The 18,927-nt window shown below is 53.9% G+C and carries 24 protein-coding genes; 19 read left to right on the forward strand and 5 right to left on the reverse strand.

From position 1 onward, the window contains the following. The first annotated feature begins 5 nt into the window (after window positions 1–5). The gene (locus OC597_RS09690; protein ID WP_262208531.1) at window positions 6–389 is read left to right on the forward strand and encodes a CDI toxin immunity protein; all 384 of its coding nucleotides are present in this window, start codon (window positions 6–8) and stop codon (window positions 387–389) included. Window positions 390–684: 295 nt separating this feature from the next. Beyond that, window positions 685–1,362: a hypothetical protein gene (locus OC597_RS09695; RefSeq protein WP_262208532.1), complete on the forward strand. Its 678-nt coding sequence runs from the start codon at window positions 685–687 to the stop codon at window positions 1,360–1,362. A gap of 88 nt (window positions 1,363–1,450) precedes the next feature. On the opposite strand, the gene uriH is transcribed toward OC597_RS09695, so the two are convergent. Continuing rightward, window positions 1,451–2,395: a uridine-preferring nucleoside hydrolase UriH gene (gene uriH, locus OC597_RS09700; RefSeq protein ID WP_262208534.1), complete on the reverse strand. Its 945-nt coding sequence runs from the start codon at window positions 2,393–2,395 to the stop codon at window positions 1,451–1,453. A gap of 208 nt (window positions 2,396–2,603) precedes the next feature. Here uriH and OC597_RS09705 point away from each other — a divergent pair, with 208 nt between their 5' ends. Both OC597_RS09705 and OC597_RS09710 read left to right on the forward strand, forming a co-directional pair. Continuing rightward, the gene (locus tag OC597_RS09705) at window positions 2,604–2,885 is read left to right on the forward strand and encodes a zinc ribbon domain-containing protein (protein WP_262208535.1); all 282 of its coding nucleotides are present in this window, start codon (window positions 2,604–2,606) and stop codon (window positions 2,883–2,885) included. A 2-nt stretch (window positions 2,886–2,887) separates the two neighbouring features. Continuing rightward, on the forward strand, window positions 2,888–3,265 hold the full coding sequence (locus tag OC597_RS09710) for a hypothetical protein (protein ID WP_262208536.1): 378 nt from the start codon (window positions 2,888–2,890) through the stop codon (window positions 3,263–3,265). Here OC597_RS09710 and aaeR read toward each other — a convergent pair. Beyond that, on the reverse strand, window positions 3,228–4,139 hold the full coding sequence (gene aaeR / locus OC597_RS09715) for an HTH-type transcriptional activator AaeR (protein ID WP_085119168.1): 912 nt from the start codon (window positions 4,137–4,139) through the stop codon (window positions 3,228–3,230). The two genes, OC597_RS09710 and aaeR, sit on opposite strands and share 38 nt — an antisense overlap. Window positions 4,140–4,572: 433 nt before the next feature. Here aaeR and aaeX point away from each other — a divergent pair, with 433 nt between their 5' ends. From aaeX to OC597_RS09740, 5 genes are all read left to right on the forward strand, one after another. Continuing rightward, window positions 4,573–4,776 carry a p-hydroxybenzoic acid efflux pump operon protein AaeX gene (gene aaeX / locus OC597_RS09720; protein WP_085119167.1) on the forward strand — a complete coding sequence of 68 codons (204 nt, stop codon included), beginning with the start codon at window positions 4,573–4,575 and terminating at the stop codon, window positions 4,774–4,776. A gap of 7 nt (window positions 4,777–4,783) precedes the next feature. Next, window positions 4,784–5,719 carry a p-hydroxybenzoic acid efflux pump subunit AaeA gene (gene aaeA / locus OC597_RS09725; RefSeq protein ID WP_112347133.1) on the forward strand — a complete coding sequence of 312 codons (936 nt, stop codon included), beginning with the start codon at window positions 4,784–4,786 and terminating at the stop codon, window positions 5,717–5,719. Continuing rightward, a complete protein-coding gene (aaeB, locus tag OC597_RS09730; protein WP_261257843.1) occupies window positions 5,719–7,686 on the forward strand; it encodes a p-hydroxybenzoic acid efflux pump subunit AaeB in 1,968 nt (655 codons plus the stop codon). The genes aaeA and aaeB overlap by 1 nt, the downstream gene beginning before the upstream one ends. Before the next feature lie 242 nt (window positions 7,687–7,928). Next, complete coding sequence (locus tag OC597_RS09735; RefSeq protein ID WP_112347131.1) at window positions 7,929–8,378, forward strand: ribonuclease; 450 nt, start codon at window positions 7,929–7,931, stop codon at window positions 8,376–8,378. A gap of 5 nt (window positions 8,379–8,383) precedes the next feature. Next, entirely contained in the window at window positions 8,384–8,683 is a 300-nt protein-coding gene (locus OC597_RS09740; RefSeq protein WP_261257841.1) for a barstar family protein, read from the forward strand. 30 nt (window positions 8,684–8,713) lie between these two features. On the opposite strand, the gene yjgA is transcribed toward OC597_RS09740, so the two are convergent. After that, window positions 8,714–9,262, reverse strand: a complete 549-nt coding sequence (gene yjgA, locus OC597_RS09745; protein ID WP_085119683.1) for a ribosome biogenesis factor YjgA — start codon at window positions 9,260–9,262, stop codon at window positions 8,714–8,716. 177 nt (window positions 9,263–9,439) lie between these two features. Between yjgA and pmbA the strand changes: the two genes are divergently transcribed. Further along, window positions 9,440–10,780 carry a metalloprotease PmbA gene (gene pmbA, locus OC597_RS09750; protein ID WP_099065079.1) on the forward strand — a complete coding sequence of 447 codons (1,341 nt, stop codon included), beginning with the start codon at window positions 9,440–9,442 and terminating at the stop codon, window positions 10,778–10,780. A 156-nt stretch (window positions 10,781–10,936) separates the two neighbouring features. Beyond that, window positions 10,937–11,323, forward strand: a complete 387-nt coding sequence (cybC, locus tag OC597_RS09755) for a cytochrome b562 (RefSeq protein ID WP_085119680.1) — start codon at window positions 10,937–10,939, stop codon at window positions 11,321–11,323. Here the strand turns inward: cybC and OC597_RS09760 are convergent. Further along, complete coding sequence (locus OC597_RS09760; RefSeq protein ID WP_261257832.1) at window positions 11,320–12,105, reverse strand: AraC family transcriptional regulator; 786 nt, start codon at window positions 12,103–12,105, stop codon at window positions 11,320–11,322. The genes cybC and OC597_RS09760 overlap by 4 nt on opposite strands. Window positions 12,106–12,386: 281 nt before the next feature. Here OC597_RS09760 and OC597_RS09765 point away from each other — a divergent pair, with 281 nt between their 5' ends. Genes OC597_RS09765 through OC597_RS09775 form a run of 3 tightly spaced genes read left to right on the forward strand, consistent with a single transcriptional unit; the run spans window position 12,387 to window position 15,500 of the window. Then, on the forward strand, window positions 12,387–13,841 hold the full coding sequence (locus OC597_RS09765) for an FAD/NAD(P)-binding protein (protein WP_261463305.1): 1,455 nt from the start codon (window positions 12,387–12,389) through the stop codon (window positions 13,839–13,841). Further along, on the forward strand, window positions 13,838–14,719 hold the full coding sequence (locus OC597_RS09770; protein WP_261285371.1) for a formyltransferase family protein: 882 nt from the start codon (window positions 13,838–13,840) through the stop codon (window positions 14,717–14,719). The genes OC597_RS09765 and OC597_RS09770 overlap by 4 nt, the downstream gene beginning before the upstream one ends. Next, the gene (locus tag OC597_RS09775; protein ID WP_261285370.1) at window positions 14,712–15,500 is read left to right on the forward strand and encodes a sulfite exporter TauE/SafE family protein; all 789 of its coding nucleotides are present in this window, start codon (window positions 14,712–14,714) and stop codon (window positions 15,498–15,500) included. The genes OC597_RS09770 and OC597_RS09775 overlap by 8 nt, the downstream gene beginning before the upstream one ends. Before the next feature lie 43 nt (window positions 15,501–15,543). Here OC597_RS09775 and rnk read toward each other — a convergent pair whose 3' ends face one another. Then, window positions 15,544–15,954: a nucleoside diphosphate kinase regulator gene (gene rnk / locus OC597_RS09780; RefSeq protein ID WP_261257825.1), complete on the reverse strand. Its 411-nt coding sequence runs from the start codon at window positions 15,952–15,954 to the stop codon at window positions 15,544–15,546. A gap of 425 nt (window positions 15,955–16,379) precedes the next feature. Here rnk and OC597_RS09785 point away from each other — a divergent pair, with 425 nt between their 5' ends. From OC597_RS09785 to OC597_RS09805, 5 genes are read left to right on the forward strand one after another with little or no spacing between them, the layout of a single operon-like run. After that, window positions 16,380–16,727, forward strand: a complete 348-nt coding sequence (locus tag OC597_RS09785) for a glycine dehydrogenase (protein ID WP_085119678.1) — start codon at window positions 16,380–16,382, stop codon at window positions 16,725–16,727. A gap of 34 nt (window positions 16,728–16,761) precedes the next feature. Then, window positions 16,762–17,127 (forward strand): glycine-rich SFCGS family protein, encoded by a 366-nt coding sequence (locus OC597_RS09790; protein WP_012147075.1) that lies wholly within the window; start codon window positions 16,762–16,764, stop codon window positions 17,125–17,127. Next, complete coding sequence (locus OC597_RS09795) at window positions 17,127–17,423, forward strand: DUF4312 family protein (RefSeq protein WP_261285369.1); 297 nt, start codon at window positions 17,127–17,129, stop codon at window positions 17,421–17,423. Before OC597_RS09790 ends, OC597_RS09795 begins: the two co-directional genes overlap by 1 nt. A 30-nt stretch (window positions 17,424–17,453) precedes the next feature. Further along, the gene (locus OC597_RS09800) at window positions 17,454–18,230 is read left to right on the forward strand and encodes a DUF4311 domain-containing protein (protein WP_012147073.1); all 777 of its coding nucleotides are present in this window, start codon (window positions 17,454–17,456) and stop codon (window positions 18,228–18,230) included. Window positions 18,231–18,241: 11 nt separating this feature from the next. Then, on the forward strand, window positions 18,242–18,892 hold the full coding sequence (locus tag OC597_RS09805) for a DUF4310 family protein (protein WP_037416299.1): 651 nt from the start codon (window positions 18,242–18,244) through the stop codon (window positions 18,890–18,892). Window positions 18,893–18,927 lie beyond the last annotated feature (35 nt).

The raw sequence follows: 18,927 nt of genomic DNA on the forward strand, positions 1-18,927 counted from the left end.
GCTAAATGACTTTATTCGAAGAGTGTAAAGAGGCATTAAGTGCTGATTTTAATATTGTTGATGGAGAGTGTGAAAATGATGTCGTTGAGATTTTTGGGACGTATCCCTTTGTTGCGGGAAACGTTGATTGGTCAAAAATAAAATACTCTGATTATGAAAGCATTGATGACATATTGCGTGGTAATGTTATAAGAATTGATGATGTATTTGTTATTGTAGATGACTCTAGTGTTCCTATATTCAGAACAAAATTAAAATTGATTGCTGAAAATGTATATGATGTTACGGCTTTATCACCAAAGTTATTTATTTTCAATAGTGAAATAATATTGCAACCATTATTCCCAACTGAAGTTTTTCGCTTAGGTATCAAAGTTGGTGATGCGTAATTTAATAACCCGGTCAGTTGGCCGGGTTCTGGTTCTGTGCACTAAATTTCCAACGCTCCTGAGGCTGAAAGCAGATAGCATCAGGGGTAGGGACTTTTAGTTCTTCGATATTAGTGTTAACTGGTAGTCTTTGAGATGTTGAGTGTTCATAGTTTGATAATCATACTGGTTTTTTATTTTTAAGATTGAATCACCCAAAGCTAATCATTAAGAAAAGTAATATCTTTATATTAAAGATAAACGATATCAATAAAAACCCAACATGATGTTGGAATACTACTAACAAGGAGCAGTAATGAAAAAAGTTCTGTGTGTTTCCATGGTGAGCAGTTTGCTGTTATTAACTGCCTGTTCATCAACCAATAATGTAGAAAAGGTCACCGCCGCTAATGGCAGTAGTATTGGCGTGAAGACTTTCTTTGCTCTACCTGAAAATAATAATAACCAACATGCTGATACCAAGCTGCGTATTGTCACGCAGGCCGATACAGGTGTCGGTGTGGGGCTGTCAGTTTTAAGCTCGGTGCTTACCGGTGGTCTTTCTGCCAGTACCTTCAGCAAGGATACGTTGAAAGGCAGCAGTGTAGATACTTTGCCAGAACCGACCAAAAACTATTTGGTGCCTAAGGCCAAGGTGGTTATCGCCGACTGGTTGCAAAAGAACGGTGCTGGTTACAGTTACAAGAATAATTTGAATATCACCCCCGCCAGGTGGTTGCTGGTTTATCAAGAGCTGGCGAAAAGTGATACTCAATTCGAATTGCGCTACGCCGTTACCTTTTATAAACGGCCGGAGGGGGGAAACATGTTCTCAGCCTTTGACCAATTTAAATGCAGCCCAACCCCGCGTTCGGCATCACTGACACAATGGCAAGCCAGTGATTATGCGATGGTGAAACAGGTCACCACGGAATATATGGATAACTGCCTTAGCCAGTTGGATGGTCAATTAACTACATTACTAAAGCGCTAGTTTATCTTCTCTGATAAACCCAGGCCGGGCGGTTATCCAAAACCACCCGGCCTGCCGCCTTACTATTACCTGTCTTACAAGCCGCAGCTTAAACCTTCACGTCCCCAATCCTCTCCAGTGCATCCACCATCAAATCCCAAAATTTATCCTGATCCAGCTTTACCGCCACCTGGGTGTGGCAGTCCGGCGGCGGTGCGGCGCGGAAGTCGGCCACCGTCATGCCCAGCGTCAGGGTGCCGGTCAGTTCGATATCTACCGGGACTTTACGCACTGTCATCACGTCGGGGTCTATCACATAAGCCACCGCACAAGGATCGTGTACCGGCGGTGCGCTAAAGCCCTGCGCCTGTTGATACATCTTGCCGAAGAATTCGAGCAGTTCGCCAACAAACCTGGCTGGCCCGGTAGGGATAGTCGCTATGCGGGCGCACACTTCTGGCGTGGCGAGAGCCTGATGGGTCAGGTCCAGTCCGACCATGGTCAGTGGCCACTTTTCATTGAACACGATGTGCGCGGCTTCCGGATCGATCTTGATATTAAATTCTGCCACCGCACTCCAGTTACCCACGTGGTAGCCGCCGCCCATCAGCACCACTTCTTTCACTCGTTCGGCAATGCGTGGTTCTTTGCGCACCGCCATGGCGATGTTGGTCAGGCCGCCGGTCGGCACCAGCGTCACGCTACCCGGCGGGTGAGCCATGATGGTGTCGATGATCAGATCTACCGCATGGCAGGGTTCCAGCTTTAATGTCGGCTCCGGCAGTACCGGGCCATCCAGGCCGGATTCGCCATGGATATCGGGTGCGACTTCTATCTGGCGTACCAACGGGCGCGGGCAGCCCGCAGCAAAGGGCACACCGGTGATATTGGCGATGCGTGCGACGGCCAGCGCGTTGCGGGTGACCTTATCCAGCGTTTGGTTACCCACCACGGTGGTTACGGCCAGCAGATCGATCTGCGGGTTACCCCAGGCCAGCAGCATGGCGATCGCGTCGTCATGTCCCGGGTCACAGTCCAGTATGATTTTTTTCATTGTTATTCCTGATGCAGGGAGAGGTCCCCGCAGCATAGCGCACCGGTGGTGGGCGAGGTAATGACCGAAGATGCTTTTTGCTAACCACATCAAAGCGTTGCTGATTTAGCGGTGTAATTAAACGTAAATCCCCCTTGGCGCGCTTTACCCTGGAGTTTACTCCAGGGTTTATTCTGCAACCTGGCGTAAAGCACTAAGGAGAAGCGCGATGAGCATGTTGAAAAAGCTTTTGGGGCAAGGCGGTTTTGGTGGCGGGCATCAACGTGCGGGGCACCGTAGCGGGCATCATGGCAACCGTTATAATCAGCATGGCGAGCAGGGGCCGCAATGCCTGCAATGTCAGGCGCCTAACAAGCCCGGAGCCCGTTACTGCCACCGTTGCGGTCAACCTTTTGAGTCGGCAGTGGCACAATGCAGCGGATGTTCCGCACCTTTGCCGCCAGGCAGTCGTTTTTGTCAGCAATGCGGCAAGGCCGCTAACGGGGGATAGCCATGACCAAGCGTGGATGGAGTGTGGCAGTGCTGTTGGCGGCAATGGCAGTGTGGACGCTGCTGGCCTGGGGTCTCTCTGGCATATTGGGTTGGTTGCCTGCGCTGACGGAGCTGGCACAGAGCGGTTCGGCCCAGTTGGCACCGCAGCTTACCGGTTTGCTCAGCCTGGTGCCGCAGGCGTTATTGGACAGCTGGTTGCCGCTGTTGCAGCAACTGGGCGGTTGGCTGGCGGGATCTTTCCCGCTGCTGCTTACCTGGGCGGGATATGCCGTCTGGCTCATCTGGGGGCTGGGTATGCTGGCATTGCTGGTACTTGGCGCTTTGGCGCGCCGTGTTCTGCTCAGCGATAGCCCTGATAGACTTCCCCCACGCGCTTAAAGTACTCGGTCAGGTAGTCGATACACACCTGTACCTTGAGCGGCAGCTTATCTTTCTCGGTGTACACCGCGTACACCGGGCGAGGATCCGCATGATAGTTTTTGAACAGGATCTCGATCTCTCCGCGTTTGATCTCTTCGATCACCCACATCAGCGGCGCATAGGCGATACCGGCCCCGGCTTTTAGCCAGCGGATCATGGTCTGTGAATCGTTGGTGACAAAGCGCCCCTGTGGTGCGATGCGCGTGCTGATCCCTTCCGGCGCGATCAGCTCGAATTCGCTATCTGGTCGCACGCTGTATTCCAGCCAGGAAAAATTGACCATGTCACTCGGTTTTTGTGGTGTGCCGTACTGGCTGAGATAGCTTTTGGCGGCACAGACTACCATCGGCATTGAACCCAGGCGTTTGGAGAACAGGCTGGAATCCTGCAGCGCACCGGTACGGATCACCACGTCTAGCCCGTCGGCGATCAGATCCGGGGCGGGGATGCCGGTCACCAGGTTCACCGTCAGGCCAGGGTACTCTTTCAACATATCGGCGGTCATGGTCGCCAGCACGTTTTGTGCCATGGTGGAGGAACTGCCAATACGCAGCGTGCCGGTCGGTGTATTATTAAACGCATACAGCTGTTCGTGCACCTCGCTGACTTCCAGCAACATGCGGCGACAGCCCTGATAATAGATTTTTCCGGCCTCCGTCAGGCCAATGCTGCGCGTGCTGCGGTTGAGCAGCTTGACCTGCAACTCATTCTCCAGTTTGGAGACGGTCTGGCTGATAGACGAAACGCTCATATCCAATTGGCGCGCTGCCGCAGTAAATGACCCGCATTCAACCACTTTGGCGAATACCGACATCCGTTTTAGTCTTTCCATTATTCACTCTGGCTTAAAAGTGATTTAGATCACAGATTGTTGATGAGTTGATAGTAAGCACGCTAATATAAACCGGTCGGGTGGAAAGACCTTACCAACGCGCGAGCGCGATCGGCAGCGCCATAGTGGCCGATCCCTCCGGTATCCTCGCAGTCCCTATCGCGGATGTACGCTCCAGAGTTTACTCTTATTTCAGGTTCCTGACCTGCCTGGGCCGGAATTAGTGGTGCGTGTCGGCTAAAATGTAAAGAGAATGTGAATGGATATATACCCTATAGCTTTCAAGTTGCAGTTAGGCGCCCAGCTCGCTCATCCCCAGGCGCTTACTTTAGTAAGTAACTGGGGTGAGCGAGTGCAGGTAACAACACTGCAACTTGAAAGATGACGGGTATGGAGGTTAACGCCCGGTGCAGTGAGTGATAAGGAAAAATTGATGAGTTTGCTTCCGGTTATGGTCATTTTCGGACTGTCGTTTCCCCCGGTATTTTTTGAGTTACTGCTGTCGCTGGCGCTGTTTTTTTTACTGCGCCGCCTGTTGCAACCCACCGGGATTTACGATTTTGTCTGGCATCCAGCGCTGTTTAATACCGCGCTGTACTGCTGTTTGTTCTATCTGATTACCTGTCTTTTCGTTTGAGGTCGCTGTGAAAAATTTTTCAATAAAAATAACCCGAATCGCGATCACTCTGATTCTGGTCCTGCTGGGGATCGTCGCCATATTCAAAGCCTGGGTGTTCTACACAGAATCCCCCTGGACGCGTGACGCCAAGTTCACCGCCGACGTGGTGGCCATTGCCCCGGACGTCACCGGTCTGTTGACCGACGTGCCTCTGGTGGACAACCAACTGGTGAAGAAAGGGCAGGTGCTGCTGGTTATCGACCAGCCGCGCTATCAACAGGCCCTGGCGGAAGCCAACGCCGATGTTGCCTATTACCAGACGCTGGCGGCAGAGAAAAGACGTGAAGCCGGTCGCCGTGTGCGCCTCGGTGTGCAGGCGATGTCGCAGGAAGAGATCGACCAGGCTAACAACGTGCTGCAAACCGTAGAGCATCAGTTGGCGAAGGCAGTGGCGACCCGTGAACTGGCTAAATTGGATCTGGAACGTACCACGGTGCGGGCGCCGGCCGATGGCTGGATCACCAACCTGAATGTACATGCCGGTGAATACATTACCCGGGGTTCAGTCGCCGTGGCGCTGGTGAAGAAAAACAGTTTCTACATTCTGGCCTACCTGGAAGAAACCAAGCTGAATGGCCTGAACAAGGGCGACCGTGCGGAAATCACCCCGCTGGGCAGCAATCGCATCATGCACGGCACCGTCGACAGCGTGGCTGCCGCCGTCAACAACAGCAGCAGCACCGTGAACAGCAAAGGGCTGGCGTCGATCGACAGCAACCTAGAGTGGGTGCGCCTGGCCCAGCGCGTGCCGGTGAAGATCCTGCTGGACGACAAAGACCAACTGCATCCGTACCCGGCGGGGACCACCGCCACGGTGGTGATCACCGGCAAGAACGATCGTGCTACCGACAGCGGCTCGCCTTTTGTGCGTTTGATGCATCGGCTGCGTGAGTTCGGTTAATGAATAACCCAACCTTTATCCGGCTGAGATTTGCCTTCAAGCTCAGCTTCGCGATTGTGTTTGCCCTGTTTGTCGGCTTCCATCTTAATCTGGAAACCCCACGCTGGTCGGCGATGACCGCCGCCATCGTGGCCGCTGGCACGGCCTTTGCGGCGGGTGGCGAGCCTTTTTCCGGTGCTATTCGTCATCGCGGTTGGCTGCGTATTATCGGCACCTTTATTGGCTGTTTTGTTGGCATAGTGATTATCGTCACTACGGCGCGTGCGCCGGTGGTGATGCTCTTGTTGTGCTGCATTTGGGCCGGCTTTTGCACCTGGATTTCCTCCCTGGTTAAAGTTGAAAACTCCTATGCCTGGGGCTTGGCAGGTTATACCGCGCTGATCATTATCGTCACCGTTGCCAGCAGTGAATCTCACCTGTTGGAAGCGCCGCAGTTCGCCATTGAGCGCTGTAGCGAGATCGTGCTGGGGATCGTCAGCGCCGTGCTGGCGGATCTGCTGTTTTCACCGCGTTCGATCAAACAGGATATCGACCGGGCGGTAGATAAATTGCTGGTGGATCAGTACCTGTTGATGCAGATGTGCATCAGCAACGCCGAGAAAGAAGACATCGACCGTGCCTGGAGCAATCTGGTGAAGAGCACCACTGCGCTGAACGGCATGCGCAGTCACCTGATGATGGAGTCATCACGCTGGCAGAAAGTAAACCGGCGCGTGCTGGCGATGCATACGCTGTCGCTGACGCTGATAACCCAGGCCTGTGAAACCTATTTAATCCTGTTGAACCACCCGGATGCGCTGAAGGAAAATATCCGTGAGTTGCTGATGGTCCCGGCGGAAACGCCGCAGGAAATTCATAAACGAATGAAGCTGTTGCGGCAGGTGTTGACCACCAATCGCACCGACGAAACATTGCTGACTATTACCAGTTGGGTGGGAGCGGCTACCCGTTACCTGTTGCTGGCTAAAGGCGTGCACACCAACAGCAGTATCAGTGCGGTTGAAGAGGGTGTGCTGAGCAGTGAGGTGGTGGTTAAACCGACCTCGGCGGAAGGTCACCACGCGATGATTAACGGCCTGCGCACCTTTGTGGCGACGGCGTTTGGTAGCCTGCTGTGGCTGTGGACCGGCTGGACCTCCGGCAGCGGTTTTATGGTGATCATTGCGGTGATCACCTCGCTGGCGATGCGTACCCCGGCACCACGTATGGTGGCGATGGACTTTATCCTGGGCATGTTGGCGGCTATCCCGGTCGGTTCGCTGTTCTTTATGGTGATCCTGCCGGCGACTCAGCAAAGTATTTTACTGCTGTGCCTCAGCCTGGGTCTGCTGGCGTTTTTCATCGGTATCGAAGTGCAAAAACGGCGGCTGGGTTCACTCGGCTTGCTGGCGGGGACCATCAATATTCTGGTGTTGAGTAATCCGATGGAGTTCAACGTCACACAGTTTCTCGATGGAGCGCTCGGTCAGTTCCTCGGCAGTTGCGTGGGCCTGATGGTGCTGTTGTTAATCCGCGATAACTCCCGCGAACGTACCGGCCGCACGCTGCTGAACCAGTTTGTCGGCAGTGCGGTATCGGCGCTGACCACCAAGACATCACGTCGTCAGCAAAACCACCTGCCCGCGCTGTATCAGCAGTTGAATCAGCTGCTGATGATGTTCCCGAACGATATCGCCAAGTACCGGCTGGCGCTGAACCTGATCATTGCTCACCAGCGTATGCAGCGAGCGGAGATCCCGGTCAGCGAGGAGCTTTCGGCTTTCCATAAGCAAATCCGCAATACCGCCGACCATATGGTCTCGGCGAAAAACGATGTAAAACGTGCTTATTATTACGATCGGCTGTTGAGCGAAATGAACGATTATCAGCAGAAACTGGTGGATTATCAGGCACCGCTCAGCGTCACCGGGCCGGTAAAACGCCTGGCCGACATGCTGCACCGCTATCGCCATGCGTTGATTGACTGATACCTCAAATATCCCGCCGGGGCTATACTTGCCTGAGTTGGCCCTGTTTCAGAGTTGCACTGAGTGCCAGACGCGCGGCAAAATGGCATGATTAGCTTGAACGGGTGATGCAGGGTGTTCGGCGCGGTTTCCCTGAAGTGAAAACGTTACATGCCAGTCATCTCTGCTTCATCCTTTTCATCTATAAATCCAACTAGCATGGGTGCTGATGCACCCCTGTGGGCCATAAATCAGGGACAGCAATGAACAAGCGGATCCTCGTGGCGATAGTTATCGCCGTTGTGATAGCCGGCTTTAACGCACTGCGCGGTAATGATCGAGTGATTGCCAACGTGCCGGCGGTGGCCGAAGGTCAGAGTATTGACCAACTGACGCAGCAGAAAAGGGTAGTGAGCTACCTGCAGCAGCATCAGCGGTTGCCAGACTATTACATCACCAAGAAGCAGGCGCGTGAACAGGGATGGGATGCACGTAACGGTAATCTGTGTTCGGTGCTGCCGGGCAAGGCGATTGGCGGCGACCGTTTCTCAAACCGTGAAGGGCAATTGCCCACGGCCCGCAGTCGGGTATGGCGCGAGGCGGATATCAATTATCAATGCGGCCGGCGCGGCGCCGATCGTTTGCTGTATTCCAGCGACGGCCTGATTTTTGTCACGCGTGACCATTATAAAAACTTCATTCGGGTGGAGTGAGCTTGATGGCAAAAGTAGAGTTCGATTTTAATCAGATTAACGATTTGCCGACGTTTTACCGCGACTTTGCGCATAAGTTTGCGCTGGATGAGGCGTTTGGTGCCAATCTGGACGCACTGTGGGACGTGGTGACTGCGGACATCGGCTTGCCGGTGGAGATAGAATTCACCCATCTCAACGCCCGCAGCAAACGACGCTTTGGCGCGATTATCCTGCTGTTTGAAGAGGCGGAGGAAGAGCTGGAAGGCAGCCTGCGTTTCAATATTCGTGAAAGCAGCGGTGAACCTGCACATCACCGGGGATGAATCGAGTTCATCCCGTGGTGACGGCGGCGATCATTGGGCGGTCTCGGCCAGATCGCGCAGGTATTGGAATATTTGACGGTAAGCTTTCGGCGGCTTGTTAGCGGCTTTCTCTTTCTGTGCGTTACGCACCAGCGAGCGCAGCTGCTGACGATCGGCTTCCGGATACAGCGCCAGGATCGGCGGGATCGCATCATCGCCTTCTTCCACCAGGCGGTCACGCAATGCTTCCAGCTTGTGGAACAGCGAAACCTGTTGGTTATGGCGGTTCTTCAGCTTGTCGAGCGCGGTCTGAATCGGCTCTATGTCGCGAGCACGCAGCATCTTGCCAATCAGTTGCAGCTGACGACGGCGGCCTTCTTTCTTGATCTTCTGCGCCAGTTCAATCGCAGCGCGTAAATCTTCATCCAGCGGGATGCGTTCCAGCGCGTTCTTACCCAGCTCGACCAGTTCGACACCCAGGTCTTTCAGCGCTTCGGCATCACGTTTAATTTCACTTTTACTGACCCAGATAATCTCGTCATCTTCCTCGTCAATGTTCTCCGGGACATCGTCGAGCCAGTCTTCAGGCTGTTTGTTCATGGTAGGCTCCGTTAAAAAGAGGCTAATCCTAACAGGTTGCCGGCTTTATGCGAAATTCCACGCGGTTCCTGTTAGACTCAAAAGCATAAATCTCATGATTTTTGCGCGTGACTCCGCGCGCAACCACGCCGCCACGGCACTTTTCTCAACGATTTTCTGATTAAGTATGGCAGATTGATGAAAGTAGTCACTCAAGTTGCAGAACAGCGCAAGGCGCTGGAACAGGCCGTCTCACAGGCTTTGGAACTGGCGCGCGCCGGCTCCGATGCGGCAGAAGTTGCCGTGACCAAATCAACCGGTATCAGCGTCAGCACCCGCTTCGGCGAGGTGGAGAATGTTGAGTTCAACAGCGATGGTGCGTTGGGCATTACCGTCTATCATCAGCAACGCAAAGGCAGTGCTTCTTCTACCGATCTCAGCCCGGATGCCATTGCCCGCACCGTGCAGGCGGCGCTGGATATCGCCCGCTATACCTCGGTGGATCCGCATGCCGGTCCGGCAGAGAAAGACCTGTTGGCGTTTGAGGCACCGGACCTGGACTTGTTCCACCCGGCAGAGCTGGACGCCGATCGTGGTATCGAACTGGCTGCTCGCGCCGAACAGGCGTCACTGGCGGCGGACAAACGCATCACTAATACCGAAGGCGGCAGTTTTAACAGCCACTACGGTATCAAGGTGTTCGGCAACAGCCACGGCATGTTGCAAAGTTATTGCTCGAGCCGACATTCATTGTCGAGCTGTGTGATTGCCGAGCAGGGCGGTGATATGGAGCGTGATTACGCCTATACCATCGGCCGTGCCATGAGCGATCTGGAAAGCCCTGAATGGGTGGGCCAGGAATGTGCCCGTCGCACTTTGTCACGTCTGGCACCGCGCAAGCTGTCGACCATGACTGCCCCGGTCCTGTTCGCCTCTGAAGTGGCAACCGGTCTGTTCGGCCACCTGGTTGGTGCCATCAGCGGCAGCAGCGTTTACCGTAAATCGACCTTCCTGCTGGATTCGTTGGGCAAGCAAATCCTGCCGGACTGGCTGACCATCGAAGAGCATCCGCACCTGCTGAAGGGGCTGGCTTCCACGCCGTTCGACAGCGAGGGTGTACGTACCCAACGGCGCGACATTGTTAAAGATGGCGTGCTGCAAACCTGGCTGATGACCAGCTACGCGGCGCGCAAGCTCGGCATGCACAGCACCGGCCATGCGGGCGGCATCCACAACTGGCGTATTGCCGGGCAGGGTAATGACTTTGCCGGCATGCTCAAGCAATTGGGTACCGGCCTGGTGGTTACCGAGCTGATGGGCCAGGGTGTCAGCGGTATTACCGGTGACTACTCACGCGGTGCTGCCGGTTTCTGGGTAGAAAATGGTGAGATCCAGTATCCAGTCAGCGAGATCACCATCGCCGGTAACCTGAAAGACATGCTGCGCAATATTGTCAGCGTGGGCAGCGATATCGAAACCCGCAGCAATATCCAGTGTGGTTCCGTGTTGTTGCCAGACATGAAAATTGCCGGTCAGTAATCTCTGCTACGGCTGGCCGCTTCGGTTGCCAGCCGCATCACTCTCCTTTCCTTCCCCCGTTTTAACCTTGCTTACAAATCTTCGGTTTCGGTTTTCAGTGCCCTTGCCTATGGTTAGGCTGGGTCAAATAAAACAATAACTGGAAGGTGAGCAAGCATGTCGAACAAACTGAAAGCGCTGTTGGCGTTGGCGCTGCTGGGTGCCAGTACACTGGCGGTCGCGGCCGATCTGGCCGACGATATGGATACCATCGCCGGCAATTACAAAAAGGTGCTGAGCACCGACTCTACGGATACCCTCAAACAAAGCCTGCAGAATATGCGCGCCGCGGCAGTCGATGCCAAGCAAAGCAAGCCGCCGAAAATGGAAGACAAAGCCAACGATAGCCCGGAGATAAAAGATTTCCACCACGGGCTGGATACGCTGATCGGCCAGATCGATCAGTCGCTGGCGCTGGCCAACCAGGGCAAGCTGGCCGAAGCCAAACAGGTCGCACAAGGCTTCAAGCAAACTCGCGACACCAACCACAAGAAATTCCGCTAAGCCCTTTCGCGCCGTTCTGAGGCCAGATAACAGGACGGTGCCTGCCCCAGCACGCGGCGAAACATGGTTGCAAACGCCGCGCTGCTTTCATAGCCCAATTCCAGAGCCACCTGTGTGACGCTACGGCCTTCGGCCAATTGGGCCAGCGCCAACACCACGCAGGCCCGTTGACGCCATTGTGAAAATGACATGCCGGTTTGATCCCGGAACAAGCGGCTGAAGCTGCGGATACTCATATACAGGCGTGTAGCCCACACCTGCGGTGAGTCGTGCGCGTCAGGCTGCTGCAGAAATCTCTGGCACAGTTCCCCTAGTCGCCGATCGGCAGGCAGCGGGATGTGCAGTGGCAGGGACTGCAGCTGGGCCAGCTCATGCAACAGCAAACTGACCAGTGCGCCATCCCGGCCCTGCTGCTGATACTCGAGGGGCATATCGACCGCCGCCATCAATAGTTGGCGCATCAGCGGTGTCACGCTAACCACCTGGCAAACCTGGGGCTGAGAGGCCAGCAGCGCCGTCGGCTCAATGTACAGACTACGGGTGGTGACGCCGACCATTCTCACCTCATGCGGCATCTGTGGCGGCAGCCACACCGCCCGCTGCGGTGGCACCAGCCAGTTCCCCTGGCGGGTAAAGACGTGCATCACCCCGGTGGCACCATAGAGTAGCTGAGCGCGTCTGTGGCTGTGCATGGGCAACAGATGGCCTGAAGGGTAGTCGGTCCCTATGGCAATCACCGGCCTCGGCACGTGGTCGAGGTCATCAATACGTACGTTGCGCATAAACCCTGTTGTTGTGCAGTTTGGCCGAAACGCAATGATAGTTGGCCTTTCATATAAAGCAAGCCAGTCGCCATCACTCTACTATCAGGGCAGAAAAATAACGCTGCCTTGGTGGCGAGGTATTTTATTGTTGATTGAACCCTCATTATTTTAAACGCCGGGGCCGGGTGGGTTATCTCACCTGTGCAATACAAGAAGTTAATAAGGAATAAATGACGGTTTATTCCAACACCTGAAGCAATAGTTATTCTTTTAATGCTGTGACTATAAGGTGATATTTCATGTATAAGATCGGTGTGATTGGTGGTGGTGCGGCGGGTATTTCTTTTGCGTATAACTTTATTAAGAATAAGTCGATTAATAATTGCAATAAGCATCTTTCGCTGAAGGTTTATGACAAGCAAGGTTTTAATGGTGGCATGGCTTACAGCAGCGACTTCGATAGCCATATCCTCAATATGACGCCGGAAAACATGTCGGCGGATATTTTTGACCGCGCGCACTTTTCCGATTGGATCGCGATGCATTTCCCTCGCTACTGTAAAGACCGCTATCCGCCTCGCTGGGTTTATAAAGACTATCTCGATTTTATTCGCGATATGTCGGTGTTTATGGCGGCTGACAGCAACGTTACGCTGAATTTTATTACCGCTGAAGTCGAGGCGATCGGCTCGCATTCCGGGGGGTATTTGTTGACCACCGCCGGTGGCGCTGCGGAGCAGATGAACGCGTTAGTGTTGTGTTCGGGGCATAATGAAGCGGAAAGCCTGTATCCGATTGATGGCGTTATTGCCTACCAGGCTAATCGGGAATTGCCGGCTATCAGCCCGGCTTCAGCCATCGGTGTGATTGGCTGTAGCCTGACGGCGATAGACGCGATTATCGAGCTGATTGAACGGGTGGGCGCGAGTGATGTATCCGCTCTGTCGCGTTCCGGATTGTTCCCCAGCGTGCAGCCTGCACTGATGCGCGCACCGCCACCCGCATTCAGGCAACGGCTGGTCCGTTTCGTCGCCGACCATAGCTATATCGACGCCCATCAGTTGGTTCATGTGATTAACGCGGCGCTGGAGCAATACTACCCAGGTCCGGAGCGGCTGACGGTGCTGTCGGCGATGGGGGCCGGTAAGGATTGTTATCGCGATCTGGCTGAAAGCCTGAGTCGGGCGCGCTTCGCCCGTGAGCATATCTGTAGCTACCTGGCCGCTATCCATCCTGCCGTGTGTGAGGCCTGGGTAAAAATGGATGAAAATAATCGACAGGTATTTATGCGCTTCTATAACTCGTCCTGGATGCGCAACCGGCACGCCATGCCATTAAAAAATGCCAATAAAATTATCACTGCATTTGAATGCCAACGGCTGCGCGCTTTTGGCGGTGTGATCAATATCGAGAAGGACCATCAAGGTTTTAAAGCTTTCTGCCATAATTCGACGGTACATACCCAATATCTGCTTAATTGCACGGCACCTTCTTATCAAATGAAACCAAACCGGTTGAACGACACCTTGTTGCAGGGTGGCCTGGTGCAAGAAAATATCTTTGGTGGCGTGAAGTGTAATCCCCTGACACTAAAAATCTCGGACGAGCAGGGCAATGAACAAAACCTTTACTCTCTGGGGGCTCCGGCGAAAGGCGATCTTTTTTATACATCAGCAATGGAATCCATTACCCGGGATATCAGTAAAATAGTTTTCAATAACAGCATATTTAATACCAAGAAGGCAACAGTATGAAAAACGTAGCGCTATTTGTTGGCAACGATATTTTTTCCTGGTTGGCATGTCAGGACGTTATTAGCGCCTTAAGCAAGGAGTGTACTTTTACGGTTTATTTCCCGCTGGCGAAAGCGTCGGGCCGTTTGCAGGAGCCGGCGGTGCGGCAACTGGGGCTTTATGAGCGTCAGGTACTGAATGACTTCGTCTTTCCCTTTGCCAGCCGACATGCCGATGTTTGCCAGGGGGCTTATCAGGCACCGCAGGTTTTCCTGGCGGATGCCGGGGTGAATGCGCATCGTATTACGGATATCAATGACCGCACCTTTATCAGCAGTTTGGGCAATATGGATGCGGTGATTTCATTGCGCTGTTATCAGAAGTTTTCTGCCGACTATGTACGGGCTTTCAGCCAGCGCGGTAAATTGCTGTGGAACCTGCATCCAGGGGATTTGCCGCATTATCGCGGCGTCATGACGCTCTTTCGCGCCATGATGAACGGTGAGGAACGCTGCGCATTAACGTTGCACGAGATGGATGAACAATGGGATGCCGGCCCGGTGATCGCTCGCCAGCCCGCCGAACTGCGCTATGACCTTTCATTTTTGGAAAATATGCTGTTGCTGGGGATCCGTTCCGGTGCTTTTTTGGCGAATCAGTTAATGCGGGTGGGTGAGCGGGAACCGATAACCGTGGAACGGCAAGGCGACTACCGTTATTGGGGTTTCCCGGATGCACAAACCCTGGAACAGGCACAGGCGGTGGGGATTGAACTCGTCGACCATGATGCTATTCGCCGCCATTACCTGGCGTTGTTTGTCGGCGATGAATTCCATGCGTTGGCCGGTCAGTTCGCAGCCGGTTTTGATGATTTCATTCGGGCGCATAGCCATGATTGAAACGCTGGTCATCCTCGGTGCCGGTTTTATTACCGGCATCACCACCATTTTGTTCGGTTTTGGCGGTGGCTTTGTGGTGGTGCCCTTTGTTTATCATTTGGTTGCCGCTTCGGGCGAACAGTCAGGTCAGGCCATGCATATTGCGGTGGCGACCTCGACGGCGGTGATGATCCTGAATTCGGGCTATGCCACCTTCACCAACTGGCGCAGCGGCAACCTGCTGCGTGAAACCATCGTCCCGCTGATCTATTTTATCGGCATTGGTGCAGCGTTGGGGGCTTTTGCCTCCAGCCTGCTGGAAGACGGGGTGGTTAGGCTGCTGTTTGTAATTTATATGCTGGTGACGATCGCAGATTGCCTGTTCAGACAGGGTTTTTTAGTCAAGCCGGCTCGTGCGGTGCTGTCAAAGGCGACCCTGTGGATCGGGGGGCCGTTAATCGGGGTGATTGCCACTATGCTTGGCGTGGGGGGCAGTGTGCTGACGGTGCCTTTATTGCGTCGGCATGGCTACGAAATGAAGCATTGCGTCAGCGCGGCCAACCCGCTGTCGATCCCGGTCGCCGTCATTGGTGCATTGATGTATATCGGATTGGGCTGGAAGGAAATGACCGGGCCGCAATACCTGGGCTATGTCAATCTCACCATTCTTGGGCTGCTGGTGGCGGCGGGTATTTCGGGGATCCTGTTTGCCAAAAGGTGGTTGCCGAAGGTCAACGACAGGCTGCATGCCAGAATTTACGTGTTGCTGTTGATCCTGGTTTTGATCGCCATCAGCTTGTAAGACACAGACAGAAAGGGCGGTAGGGTACCGCCCTGATAACCGCTTAGCGGTGGTATTCACCCGCCGCTTCCGGCTGGTACAACAGTTCCAGCACTTCGATACGCGCTTCTTCGCCGTTCGGCAACTGCCAGGTAATCTGGTTACCTATATGCATGCCCAGCAGCGCTGCGCCCAGCGGTGCCATCACCGAAAGCTGTTCGTGGCTATCTTTCAGCGAAGCCGGGTAAACCAGCGTACGCACATGTTCTTCTGCCGTATGCAGGTCGCGGAAACGCACGCGGCTGTTCATGGTCACCACGCTGGCTGGGATCTGGGACGGTGGCAGGATTTCGGCGCGATCCAGCTCGATGTTCAGCGCGGCGGCGACATCGGTGTTGGCATAGGCCGGTTGTGCCAATAGCGCATCCAGGCGCTCCGCATCCAGCTCATTAATAGTAATGGTTGGTTTGGTCATTCCACTCTCCAGTCAAATCAAAGGGCGTCAGGTTACGCGCCCATAAATTCGGAAAAACAGCACAAAAGCAACACCCCCGCGCCAGAGGAGCGGGGGTGTTGTTGATGTCGAATTGTCTTACCGATAGTAGGCGGTTAAGCGGGGAAAAGAAAGAGATCCCGATCACGAAGCTTTTCACCACCGTCGCGCGAACTGGAAACAGTTTGTGGTGTTATCTTTTTGTAATTTAATTGAATTATCTGGTAAATGCCTATTTTGCGAAATGGATCCCTGACGGTCACTGAATTTCCACTTCCAACTGGAAAAAAACACGCTACACAGAAAATCTTCCCGGGGTTAGGGTAAAGGCATCAGAGAAGGCGGGTTATTCAGGTGATGCGCTATGCGATTGACAGAATCATGTTTGGATCTAGGGGTACTGAAAAGTGAATGATGGATCTGCTGCGAGAGAAAATAGTGGGCAACCCGATATCAGTCAGGCCGGGGCGATAACCGAGCAGGTGCTGGCTGATATTACCGCGATGCTGAGCGCAGAAGGCATTTATACCAATGCCGTACAGCAACAGATGCTGGAATCGCATATTCGTGCCATGGTACTACGCTCAATAACCGGTGAGCCTTTGCCTGAGGTGGATAAATCGTTGTTTGATGAAATCTCAGAGGAATCAATGAAAATGGCGGAAAGGGTCGTGGATCCCTTTAGTACTCTGCCGATAGAAGAAGCTTATTTGCTTTCCGTGCATTTTGAAGTGGCAAAAGATAATAACCAATAGCAGCTAACGAATTAATTTAATCAGGAGAAATACCATGGGTCAGATTACCGTAGTGATTGGCGATCGTTTGGGTAAAGGTCAGAAAGTGGGTCAGGGCATTGAAAACGCAGGTGGAAAAGCCATTGTGATCCCTGGCGTAGCGGCAGACATGAAGCTCGGCGACGTGATGAAAGCGGAAGGCGCGCAGTTGGGTATTTCTTTCTGCGGCAGCGGCGGTGCTGGTGCGATTACCGCTCAGACCAAATACGGCTACAAAGCCAAATACGGCATGCGCTCGATTGATGAAGGCGTGACGGCAATTAACGAAGGCTGCACCGTGTTGGGTTTCGGTTTTATGGATAAAGAAGAACTGGGCCAGAGGCTGGTTGAAGCCTACGTTAAAAAACACGGCAACCCGTAATGAAAGAACAATATACAACGTCGGTAAAGGTGGAGGGTAAGGGCGACAGCAAAGCGAAAGCTTTTGCTTCCGCCTTGGCCAATGTGCAGGGCGCGGTATTAAAATCCACCAGTAATATTCTGCTGCGTATTGAACCGCAGGATGTCAGCGTATTAAAAGCGGAAGAGAAAATAACAAAAGAAAAATTTCTGTTCTTCTTCCTGCCGCGCGAAAGAAAGAACTATTCCGTTGCTCTGGAAATAACCGTGAACGTGACAATCATCAATACAGAAAAAGTTGTCTTCGTCGCGAAATAAAAACGTTAGCATAAATCAAAGGGTATACTGATGTTTTTAATCATCTTATTTAAGTCGCTTATTATAGGCGGACTGGTGGGGGTTGGCGTAGGGGCCGGCGCCGCACGTATGTTCCATGCCCCGACCACACAAGGCATGGGCGCTTTCCGCACCCTGGGTGAGTTGAACTCCTGCGAGGGTGATCCGGCTTCCCACTTCTCATTCGGTCTGGGCTTCTTCTTCAACGCCTGGGCGTCTTCCGTGGCGGCGGGGGCCTTCACGCAGGACGTTGACCACCGCATCATCCCACATTGGGGGGCGGCGGCGTTGATGGTCAAAAACCGCAACCTGGCGCAAACGCTGCACGATCCGAAAAAAATGGCTATCGCCTGCGGCATTATCGGCATGCTGGTAGTGGCCTTCCTCAATACCACCGCCTCCGCAGTGCCTGCTGCGCTGCAGGTCACGGCGATTAAAGTGTTGGTACCGGCCGCTAACCTGCTGGTGAACACCGTGATGCCGGTGATCTTCTGGCTGGCGGCGATCGACGCCGGGCGTCGCTCCGGTTTCTGGGGCACCATCTTCGGCGGTCTGGCGCAGTTGATCATGGGCAACGCCGTACCGGGTCTGGTGCTGGGTATCCTGATCGGTAAAGGCGTGGAAGAGAGCGGCTGGAACAAAATCACCAAGATCATGATGGCGGTGATCGTGCTGTTGTTCGTGCTGAGCGGTTTCTTCCGCGGCTTCGACATGAAAGTCCTCGAGTCCTTCAGCCTCGGCGTGCCGGGCTGGCTGGATGCCATTCACAATACCCTGAGCGGTAAATAAGGAGCTGGATGATGGAAGAACAAACCCAAAAAGGCTTCTGGTATGCCGACTGGTCATTCCCTATTTTTGTTGGCCTGCTCTCTTCCGGCGTGTTCGCCGGGACGCACATGTACTACCTGTACGGCATCGGTGCCTTTAACGAAGTGGCCTTCGTTTCCATGCTGCGGGCCGGAATGGATACCGGCGTTTATGGCGCTGTGGCGGCCTTCGGTGCCAGCTTCCTGTTTGCGCGCATCATCGAAGGCTCGTTGGTGGGGATCCTGGACATCGGCGGTGCGATCCAGACCGGTGTAGGGTTGGGGGTGCCGGCACTGCTGCTGGGGGCGGGGATTATCTTCCCGGTCGCCAACTTTGCTGCCTCGCTGATAACGGGCCTGGTGATTGGTCTGGCGATTGGCTACCTGATCATTCTGGCGCGTAAATTCACCATCAATCAGAGCAACTCCACCTACGGGGCTGACGTGATGATGGGTGCCGGTAACTCCTCCGGCCGCTTCCTGGGGCCGTTGATCATCCTGTCTGCGATGACCGCCTCGATCCCTATTGGCATTGGTTCACTGCTCGGCGCACTGCTGTTCTATATCTGGAATAAGCCAATCACCGGCGGGGCGATCCTCGGGGCGATGCTGTTAGGGGCTATTTTCCCGGTAGCTATCGCTTAAATGCGACTGTGATTGTCGGGGAGCGGTTCGCCGCT

The sequence above is a fragment of the Serratia proteamaculans genome (genome assembly GCF_946227095.1).
In the GTDB taxonomy this organism is placed as follows: domain Bacteria; phylum Pseudomonadota; class Gammaproteobacteria; order Enterobacterales; family Enterobacteriaceae; genus Serratia; species Serratia proteamaculans_E.